8 protein-coding genes are annotated in these 10042 nt (G+C 72.3%); all 8 read left to right on the top strand.

The features are described from left to right. Positions 1-848 (top strand): glycosyltransferase family 2 protein (locus AB0N31_RS16340; RefSeq protein WP_366059026.1); only part of this gene is annotated, 848 nt, incomplete at its 5' end. Beyond that, the gene (locus AB0N31_RS16335; RefSeq protein WP_366059025.1) at positions 845-2089 is read left to right on the top strand and encodes an acyltransferase family protein; all 1245 of its coding nucleotides are present in this window, start codon (positions 845-847) and stop codon (positions 2087-2089) included. The genes AB0N31_RS16340 and AB0N31_RS16335, both read left to right, overlap by 4 nt. Positions 2090-2251: 162 nt before the next feature. After that, entirely contained in the window at positions 2252-3667 is a 1416-nt protein-coding gene (locus AB0N31_RS16330; RefSeq protein WP_366059024.1) for a nitrate/nitrite transporter, read from the top strand. Positions 3668-3767: 100 nt separating this feature from the next. Continuing rightward, complete coding sequence (locus AB0N31_RS16325; RefSeq protein WP_366059023.1) at positions 3768-4952, top strand: uroporphyrinogen-III synthase; 1185 nt, start codon at positions 3768-3770, stop codon at positions 4950-4952. A 194-nt stretch (positions 4953-5146) separates the two neighbouring features. Further along, entirely contained in the window at positions 5147-5743 is a 597-nt protein-coding gene (locus AB0N31_RS16320; RefSeq protein ID WP_366059022.1) for an ABATE domain-containing protein, read from the top strand. A gap of 353 nt (positions 5744-6096) precedes the next feature. Further along, positions 6097-6618, top strand: a complete 522-nt coding sequence (locus tag AB0N31_RS16315; RefSeq protein WP_010039908.1) for a sigma-70 family RNA polymerase sigma factor — start codon at positions 6097-6099, stop codon at positions 6616-6618. A gap of 50 nt (positions 6619-6668) precedes the next feature. After that, the gene (locus AB0N31_RS16310) at positions 6669-7448 is read left to right on the top strand and encodes a zf-HC2 domain-containing protein (protein WP_366059021.1); all 780 of its coding nucleotides are present in this window, start codon (positions 6669-6671) and stop codon (positions 7446-7448) included. Positions 7449-7508: 60 nt separating this feature from the next. Next, positions 7509-9902 (top strand): UvrD-helicase domain-containing protein, encoded by a 2394-nt coding sequence (locus AB0N31_RS16305; protein ID WP_366059020.1) that lies wholly within the window; start codon positions 7509-7511, stop codon positions 9900-9902. Positions 9903-10042 lie beyond the last annotated feature (140 nt).

The raw sequence follows: 10042 nt of genomic DNA, 5'->3' as shown, positions 1-10042 counted from the left end.
ACACCGTCTTCGAGCCGTCCACCGTCCGCGAGCTGGTGCAGCCCTTCGCCGACCCGCGCGTCGGCGCCGTCGCCGGCAACGCCAAGGTCGGCAACCGGGACTCGCTGATCGGCGCCTGGCAGCACATCGAGTACGTGATGGGCTTCAACCTCGACCGCCGCATGTACGACGTCCTGGGCTGCATGCCGACCATCCCCGGCGCCGTCGGCGCGTTCCGCCGCACCGCCCTGGAGCGGGTCGGCGGCATGAGCGACGACACCCTCGCCGAGGACACCGACATCACCATGGCGCTGCACCGCGACGGCTGGAAGGTGGTGTACGCCGAGAAGGCCCGCGCCTGGACCGAGGCGCCCGAGTCCGTGCAGCAGCTGTGGTCCCAGCGCTACCGCTGGTCGTACGGCACCATGCAGGCCATCTGGAAGCACCGCCGCGCCCTGCTGGAACGGGGCCCCTCGGGCCGCTTCGGCCGGGTCGGTCTGCCCCTGGTCTCCCTGTTCATGGTCGTGGCCCCGCTGCTGGCGCCCCTGATCGACCTGTTCCTGGTCTACGGACTGCTGTTCGGCCCGACGGGGAGGACGATCGCGGCCTGGTTCGGCGTCCTGGCCGTCCAGGCGGCCTGCGCGGCGTACGCCTTCGTCCTGGACCGGGAGCGCCTGACCCCGCTGATCTCCCTGCCCCTGCAACAACTCCTCTACCGCCAGCTCATGTACGTCGTCCTGCTCCAGTCCTGGATCACCGCCCTCACCGGCGGCCGGCTGCGCTGGCAGAAACTGCGCCGGACGGGCCAGGTGGCGGCCCCGCCCGCCGAGGAGACGCGGCCCGCCGTGGAGCAGAGGGCGGCCCGATGAGCATCCGGCCCCCCGACCCGATGAGCACCCGTCCCGTCGGCCTCCCCACGCGGACACCGGTCGAGACGGACCGCAAGGACCGGACGTCACAAGAAGTACGGGAGACACCGCGCGAACCGGCTTCCCGGGACCGCTACTTCGACCTCCTCCGCGCCGTCGCCCTGTTCCGCGTCGTCTTCTACCACCTCATGGGCTGGGCCTGGCTGCCCGTCGTCTTCCCCTCCATGGGCGTGATGTTCGCCCTGGCCGGCAACCTCATGGCCCGGTCCCTGCGCCGTCGCCCCGCGACCGACGTCGTCCGCGGCCGGCTCCGCCGCCTCCTGCCGCCCCTGTGGCTGCTCGGCGCGGTGGGCGTCACGGGCATGCTGCTGGGCGGCTGGGGCCCGGGCGAGGAGGGCCACCCCGGCTGGTGGTGGCTCCACCTCTCCTTCTGGATCCTCCCGCTGAGCGACCCGCCCTACGGCGAGGGCCTGCCCGGCGTCCCCGGGCTGATCGGCGGGGACTGGGCGGTCGCCGTGGGCGTACCCCTGTGGTACCTGCGCGCCTACCTCTGGTTCGTGCTGCTGTCCCCGCTGCTGCTGCGCGCCCTGCGGGCCGCGCCCTGGCCGACGGTCCTCGCACCGGTCGCGCTGTCGGCCGCCCTGGAGTTCGGCCCGCCGACCGTCCCCGGCTGGCGGCTGGAGTCGACGCTCAGCGACCTCGGCGCGTTCGGCGCGTGCTGGCTGCTCGGCATGGCCCACCAGGAGGGCGTCCTGCGCCGGCTGCCGCGGTACGTCGTCCCCTCCCTCGCGCCGGTGGTGGCGTGCGCCGGCCTCTGGTACGCCCTCACCCAGGACCTCAGGACGGGGCACGACCTCGACGACATGCCGTTCGCGCAGGCCCTGTGGTCCTCCGCGGCCGTCCTCCTCCTCCTGCACCTCAGCCCCGCCTGGCGGGAGTGGCCCCGTCGCCTGCGCCGCTGGGACCGGCTGATCACCCTGCTCAACGCACGTGCCGTGACGATCTACCTCTGGCACAACGTGTGCATCGTGGCCGTGGAGACGCTCTGGGACCGCCTGTGGAACATCGGCGTCCTCGAGACGGACGCCCACTGGATCCTGGTGAGCCCCTGGGCCCAGTTGCCGGCCGTCTGGCTGCTCACCGCGGGCTGCGTCGTCTGTTTCGGCTGGGTGGAGGACCTGGCGGCCGGGAGACGCCCGCGGATCTGGCCGGACGGACGCCCGGGGGCCCACCGGGCCTGACCCTTCGTGCCGCACCTCTCATGACGCCTTCGCGCAAGGTGAGAGCAACGTTCCCTTCCGGTCACCCACAGCCACAGACCGGAAACGCGCCCTCCCTACCTTCGGGACTCATCACCGCTCATCCCCGCGAACCACCCGAGCCCCGGAGCACGTGGAGGCGTCATGACAGCCCCTGGTACAGCCCCCGCACCCCCGACCGACCCGAGCACCGCCTCGGCCTCCGCCAAGAAGGGGAGCCGCTGGATCGAGGAGTGGGACCCGGAGAACGAGGCCTTCTGGAACGCCAAGGGCGAGAAGATCGCCCGGCGCAACCTCCTCTTCTCCGTCCTCTCCGAGCACATCGGGTTCTCGATCTGGACCCTGTGGTCGGTGCTGGTCCTCTTCATGGGCCCGGAGTACGGCCTCACCCCCGCCGACAAGTTCCTGCTCACCTCGATGGTGACCCTCGTCGGCGCCGTCGTCCGCGTTCCGTACACCTTCGCCGTCGCGGTGTTCGGCGGGCGGAACTGGACGATCGTCTCCGCCACCATGCTGCTCGTCCCCGCCGTCGCGGCGTTCACGGTGATGGAGCCGGGCACCTCGTTCGGCACCTTCCTCCTCGTGGGCCTGCTGGCCGGCGTCGGCGGCGGCAACTTCGCCTCCTCGATGACCAACATCAACGCCTTCTTCCCGCTCCGCAAGAAGGGCTGGGCGCTCGGCCTCAACGCGGGCGGCGGCAACATCGGCGTGCCGGTGATCCAGCTGGTCGCCCTCGCCGTCATCGGCGCGAGCGGCGGGCCCCGCGTGCTGCTCGGCATCTACATCCCGCTGATCCTCGTCGCCGCGACCCTCGCCGCCCTGTACATGGACAACCTGGCGTCCGTGAAGAACGACACCGGCGCCGCGATCGACGCCGCGAAGGACGGGCACACCTGGATCATGTCCTTCCTCTACATCGGGACGTTCGGGTCGTTCATCGGGTACTCCTTCGCCTTCGGGCAGGTGCTCACCAACCAGTTCGGCCGCACGCCCCTCCAGGCCGCCTACCTGACCTTCATCGGCCCGCTCCTCGGCTCCCTGATCCGCCCCGTCGGCGGCTGGCTCGCCGACCGCTACGGCGGGGCCCGCATCACCCTCTACAACTACGTCGGCATGGCCGCCGCCACCACCGTCCTGGTCTTCGCCAGCATGCAGAAGTCGCTGCCGCTGTTCGTCTGCGTCTTCGTCGTCCTGTTCGTCCTCACCGGCCTCGGCAACGGGTCGACGTACAAGATGATCCCCGGCATCTTCCAGGCGAAGGCCGTCGCGAAGGGGCTCGTGGGCGAAGAGGCGGCCGCCCACGGACGCCGGCTCTCCGGCGCCTCCATGGGGCTCATCGGAGCCGTCGGCGCGCTGGGCGGCGTCGCCATCAACCTCGCCTTCCGGCAGTCCTTCCTCTCCTACGGCACCGGCACCGGCGCCTTCGTCGCCTTCCTCGCCTTCTACGGCGTGTGCTTCGTGGTCACCTGGGCCGTATACCTTCGTCGCCCGGCCGGCCGGATCACCGCCACCGGGACCGCGTCCGAGGCGAAGACGCAGCTCAGCTACGCCGAGGTGTGACGTAACACCGGCGACACGAACCCGAACCGAGCCTGTCACGCACCATTGGCAGGCTCGCTCGGCATGTAGGTCCATACGACTCCACCGCGGGACGAGAGTGATGTACGAGCACCAGCAGCAGCGACCGGACCACGACCCGGACGGCCGGGATGCCGAGCAGCACGGGCCCCTCGCCGGCTTCACGGTGGGGGTGACCGCCGCGCGCCGCGCCGACGAGCTCGGGGCGCTGCTCCGGCGGCGCGGGGCGGCGGTGCTGCACGCGCCCGCCCTGCGGATCGTGCCGCTCGCCGACGACGGCGAACTCCTCGCCGCCACCAAGAACCTCCTCGACCAGGCACCCGACGTCGTGGTCGCCACCACCGCCATCGGCTTCCGGGGCTGGGTGGAGGCCGCCGACGGCTGGGGGCTCGGCGAACAGCTGATCGCCCGCCTCGACGGCGTCGAACTCCTCGCCCGCGGCCCCAAGGTCAAGGGCGCGATCCGCGCCGCCGGGCTCACCGAGGAGTGGTCGCCGTCCAGCGAGTCGATGGCCGAGGTCCTCGACCGGCTGCTGGAGGAGGGCGTCGAAGGCCGCCGCGTCGCCGTCCAGTTGCACGGCGAACCGCTGCCCGGCTTCGTGGAGGCGCTGCGGGCCGGGGGAGCGGAGGTCGTGGGCGTGCCCGTGTACCGGTGGATGCCGCCGGAGGACATCTCGCCCCTCGACCGGCTGCTGGACGCCACCGTCTCGCGCGGCCTGGACGCGGTGACCTTCACCAGCGCGCCCGCCGCCGCCTCCCTGCTGTCCCGCGCCGAGGAACGCGGGCTGCTCCCCGAACTCCTCGCCGCCCTGCACCACGACGTCCTGCCGGCCTGCGTCGGCCCGGTCACCGCGCTGCCCCTGCAGGCGCGCGGGGTGGACACCGTCTCGCCCGAGCGGTTCCGGCTCGGCCCCCTCGTGCAACTGCTGTGCACGGAACTGCCGGGCCGGGCCCGCACGCTGCCGGTCGCCGGCCACCGGATGGAGATCCGGGGGCACGCCGTGCTGGTCGACGGCTGTCTCCGGCCCGTACCGCCCGCCGGGATGTCCCTGCTGCGGGCGCTGGCCCGGCGGCCGGGCTGGGTCGTCCCGCGCGCCGACCTGCTGCGGGCGCTGCCCGGGACGGGGAAGGACGAGCACGCCGTGGAGACGGCGATGGCCCGGCTCCGGACCGCCCTCGGGGCGCCGAAGCTGATCCAGACGGTGGTCAAGCGGGGGTACCGGCTGGCGCTGGACCCTGCGGCCGATGCGAAGTACGCGGACGGGTGAGAAGCGAACCGGGGTTCGGGTGACCGTCACGGGGGCTGCCGCCCCCGGACCCCCGCTTCGGCCTGAACGGCCTCGTCCTCGATCGCCGGGCGGGCTGAGATGTCCGGACCGGGGTCTTCCGGGGACCCGTTCCCACCCCGCACTGTGAAGGGTGACGCTTCCTCCGGCAGCCTCTCCTCGGTGGTGACAGGCACATGGCACTGGGTACGGGCACGTCCCCCTACGACCTCCGCTTCGACGCCGGGCGGATCTGCCTGGACCTGCTCGCCACCGCCCACCCCCTCGAACGGCTCGACGCGCTGCCGCCGTTGTGCGCCTGGATCAGCGGGTCCGGTCTCGTGCCGCCCGGCACGCCGCTGACCCACGCCGGTCCCTCCTGGCCGCCCGCCTTCCGGGAACTGCGCTCCGGCGTCGGCCACTTGGTGTCCGGGTGGCTCACCGGCGAGACGCGGTCGGCGTACGGCGCCGCCCTCGCGCACGTCAACGCCGTCGCCCGTGCCGCGCCCCCGGTCCCTCGTGCCGTCCGCGCGCAGGACGGCGGGCTGGTGCGGGAGTTGGACGGAGAGCCGGAGTGCGCGGCGCTGCTCGCGGTGGTCGCCCGCGACGCTGTGTCGCTGCTGACCGATCCCGCCGCGCGGGCGGACCTGCGGCAGTGCGCGGGGGACAACTGCCCGATCGTGTACGTCGACACGTCCCGCGGGCGGCGCAGGCGCTGGTGTTCCAGCGAGGTCTGCGGGAACCGCGAACGGGTCGCCCGGCACCGCCGGCGCGCGGCGCTCGCGCGCGCCTGACCGTCGTCGAGCGACAAGTGAGCCGCCCGCTATGGGGTGTTCGTGCCCATACCGTCGAAGTGTCGTCGAAGTGATTTCGATTACACGCTGTTTACCTTCGCGCGTCACCGGGCAAGCCGCCGCCGCGTCGCCCGTGTGGGGGAAATGTAAAGAAAGAGGGGCGGGAATGTGCCTCCATGTTCCCCTTGTCATGTCACCTCGCAGAAATCTGTCACTCCGGTTTGAACACCCGCCGGACCGCATCCGTACCGGTGGGGGAGCGACCGACTCGGGGGAACCCCCGGACACCGGAGGTGGGCGTGCGCAAGGATGCGGCCGTGGCCAATGAACGTGGATCGAGGGCCCGACATCGCATGTCCCAGCCCTCGGAACCTGATGAGGAGCTGATGCGTGCTCTGTATCGGGAGCATGCCGGACCCCTCCTTGCGTACGTCCTGCGACTGGTTGCCGGTGACCGGCAGCGCGCCGAGGACGTCGTGCAGGAGACACTCATCCGTGCCTGGAAGAACGCCGGTCAGCTCAACCGGGCGACCGGATCGGTACGCCCCTGGCTGGTGACGGTCGCACGTCGCATCGTCATCGACGGCCACCGCAGCCGGCAGGCCCGGCCGCAGGAGGTCGACCCGTCGCCGCTGGAGGTCATCCCCGCGGAGGACGAGATCGACAAGGCGCTGTGGCTGATGACGCTGTCGGACGCTCTCGACGACCTGACCCCGGCCCACCGGGAGGTGCTCGTCGAGACGTATTTCAAGGGGCGTACCGTCAATGAGGCGGCCGAGACGCTGGGCATACCCAGTGGCACCGTGCGCTCACGGGTCTTCTACGCCCTGCGGTCGATGAAGCTGGCTCTCGAGGAGCGGGGGGTGACGGCGTGATGAGTGTTTACGGGGGATTCGGAACGGGTGGTTCGGGTATGTCTGGCCCCATGCAGGGATCTATGCAGGGATCTCCGAGCCCGAGCGAACACGAGACCGTGGGCGCCTACGCCCTCGGGATTCTCGACGACGCCGAGGCAACCGCTTTCGAGGCGCATCTCGCCGGGTGCGAGTGGTGCGCCCAGCAGCTCGACGAACTCGCGGGGATGGAACCGATGCTGGCCGCGCTCGCGGACCTGCCGGGCGCCGGGACCCCCGCGATCGGCGAGTCCCTGTCCGCGAAGCCGGGCCCGCGACTGGCCGAGAAGCTCGTCGTCGAGGTCTCCGACCGCCGCGCCCGGAAGCGTCGGCGCAGCATGTACATGATCGCGGCCGGCGTCGCGCTGATCATCGGCGGCCCGCTCGTGGCGGTGGCGGCCGGCGGCGGCGACGACAGCGGCGGCACCGGCATCGAGGCGGGCGTGAGCCCCGCGAAGTCGGTCTTCGAGACGCTCTCCGACAAGGTCACGGGCACCGACCCGGGCACCAAGGTCACCGCGACCGTCGCCATGGGCGAGAAGGCCTGGGGCACCGAGGCCGTCGTCGAACTGAAGAACGTGGCGGGACCCAACAAGTGCTCGCTCATCGCCGTCGGCAAGAACGGCGAACGGGAGACCGTCTCGTCGTGGTCCGTCCCGGAGTGGGGCTACGGCCTGCCCAACGCCAAGACCGAGCAGGCCAAGAACCCGCTCTACGTCCAGGGCGGCGCCGCGTTCAACCCGAACGAGATCGACCACTTCGAGGTCATGACCTTCGACGGGAAGAAGCTCGTCGAGGTCGACGCGCCGTAGCCCGCAGCGGCCCCCTTCGCGTACGGTTGACGGCTGCCCAGCACGTCAGAAGGGGGCCCGGTGGCCGCTCAGGCTCAGCAGGAAACCGCGGTCGACTCGGTTCAGGACTCAGTTCGTGACCGTGAGATCAGCGTCGAACAGGAACACCTGGACCGGGTGTACCGGCGCCTCGAGGAGAAGATCCACGAGGCCGAGTTCCTCATGCACGACGCGGCCCGCCGCGGCCAGGTCGGCACGCCCGGCGCCCTGGCCGAGCGGGACGCCCAGGTCTTCCGGGCGGGGGTCCACCTCAACCGCCTCAACAACGAGTTCGAGGACTTCCTCTTCGGCCGGATCGACCTGCTCCCCGGCAAGGACGGGAAGAAGGGCCCCGACGGCGCCTACACCGCCGTCGAACCCGCCGACGGCGCGATCCGCGACGACAACACCGCCGACATCGCCGAGACCCTCCACATCGGGCGCATCGGGGTCCTCGACGAGGACTACGCCCCGCTCGTCATCGACTGGCGGGCCCCGGCCGCCGCCCCGTTCTACCGGTCCACGCCGGTCGACCCCGGCCGGGTCGTACGCCGCCGGGTCATCCGGTCCAAGGGACGCCGCGTCCTCGGCGTCGAGGACGACCTGATGCGGCCGCAGCTCACGGCCCGCCTCGACGGCCGGGAACTGTCCGTCATCGGCGACGGCGCCCTCATGGCCGCCCTCGGCCAGGCCCGCAGCCACACCATGCGCGACATCGTCGCCTCCATCCAGGCCGAGCAGGACATGGTCATCCGTGCCCCCGCCGCCTCCGTCACCTACGTCGAGGGCGGCCCCGGCACCGGGAAGACGGCCGTCGCCCTGCACCGGGCCGCCTACCTCCTCTACCAGGACCGGCGCCGCTACGCGGGCGGCATCCTGATCGTCTCCCCGACCCCGCTGCTCGTCGCGTACACCGAGGGCGTCCTGCCCTCCCTCGGCGAGGAGGGCCAGGTCGCGATCCGCGCCATCGGCTCCCTCGTCGACGGCGTGGAGGCCACCCTGTACGACTCCCCGGCGGTGGCCCGCGCCAAGGGGTCGTACCGGATGCTCAAGGTGCTGCGCAAGGCCGCGCGCGGGGCACTCGAAGGGGGACGGCCGGGCGGCCCACCGGCCGGGCAGCTCGCGTTCGGGGAGTCCACCGGCGACATCGACATCGACACCGACGGCGCCCGTCCGCAGGCCCCCGCGGGCACGCCCGACCGGCTGCGCGTGGTCGCCTTCGGACGGCGTCTGGAGCTGGAGGCCGGCGACCTCGACCGGATCCGGCAGAGCGCCCTCGGCGGCACCGCGCCGGTCAACCTGCTGCGCCCGCGCGCCCGCAAGCTCCTGCTGGACGCCCTGTGGGAGCGCTCCGGCGCGTCCGGCCGGCACAGCGACCCCGAACTGGCCGCCGAACTGCGCTCCTCCTTCGACGAGGACGTCACCGGCGAGGACTCCTTCATCGCGTTCCTCGACGCCTGGTGGCCCGAGCTGACCCCGAAGTCCGTCCTCGCCGCCATGGCCGACGAACGCCGGCTCGGCCGCTGGGCCCGCCGCATCCTCAACCCCGGCGAGGTCCGCAGGGTCGCCCGCTCGCTGAAGCGCGGGGGCCACTCGGTGCACGACATCGCGATGCTCGACGAGCTGCAGGCGATCCTCGGCGCCCCGGCCCGCCCCCGCAGGAGACGCGAACTCGACCCGCTGGACCAGCTCACCGGCCTGGAGGAGTTGATGCCGGTGCGCGAGGAGTCGCAGCGCGAGCGGGCCGAGCGCCTCGCCCAGGAGCGCACCGAGTACGCGCACGTCATCGTCGACGAGGCCCAGGACCTCACGCCGATGCAGTGGCGCATGGTCGGCCGCCGTGGCCGGCACGCCACCTGGACGGTCGTCGGCGACCCGGCCCAGTCCTCCTGGTCCGACCCCGACGAGGCCGCCCAGGCCCGCGACGAGGCCCTCGGCAGCCGCCCGCGCCGCCGCTTCCAGCTCACCGTGAACTACCGCAACCCGGCGGAGATCGCCGAGCTGGCCGCGAAGGTGCTGGCCCTGGCGATGCCCGGCGCCGAGTCCCCGGCGGCGGTGCGCTCGACGGGAGTGGTCCCGCGCTTCAGCGCGGTGGCGGACACCCTGGGCGCGACCGTCCGCGCCGAGGCCGAACGCCTCCTGGAACGGGTCGACGGCACCGTCGGGGTCGTCGTCGCCATGAACCGCCGCGAGGAGGCCCGCCGCTGGCTCGCCGGACTCGGCGACCGCGTGGTGGCCCTCGGCAGCCTGGAGGCCAAGGGCCTGGAGTACGACGCGACGGTGGTCGTCTCCCCGGCCGAGATCGCCGACGAGTCCCCGGCCGGCCTGCGGGTGCTGTACGTGGCGCTGACCAGGGCGACCCAGCAGCTGACGGTCGTCTCCGCGGACCGCGACGAACCCGACGGGGACGGGGTGCCCGATCTGCTGAGGGACTGATTCCTGTGAAGTCCCCGCACGGGAATGGTGTTCCGGGATCCGTTTGTTAGCCTGGACGTGACACCGGCTCGATCCAAGCCCCCGGGCCCAACCTTCGTCGCTACGAGCGACCACTTGCCGCGAGGCGAGCATGGCGGGTC

Origin of the sequence: Streptomyces sp. NPDC051051, from assembly GCF_040682975.1 — a bacterium.
In the GTDB taxonomy this organism is placed as follows: Bacteria; Actinomycetota; Actinomycetes; order Streptomycetales; family Streptomycetaceae; genus Streptomyces.
Note: the sequence above shows the minus strand (reverse complement) of the source record. Positions and strands in the feature narration are given on the sequence as shown.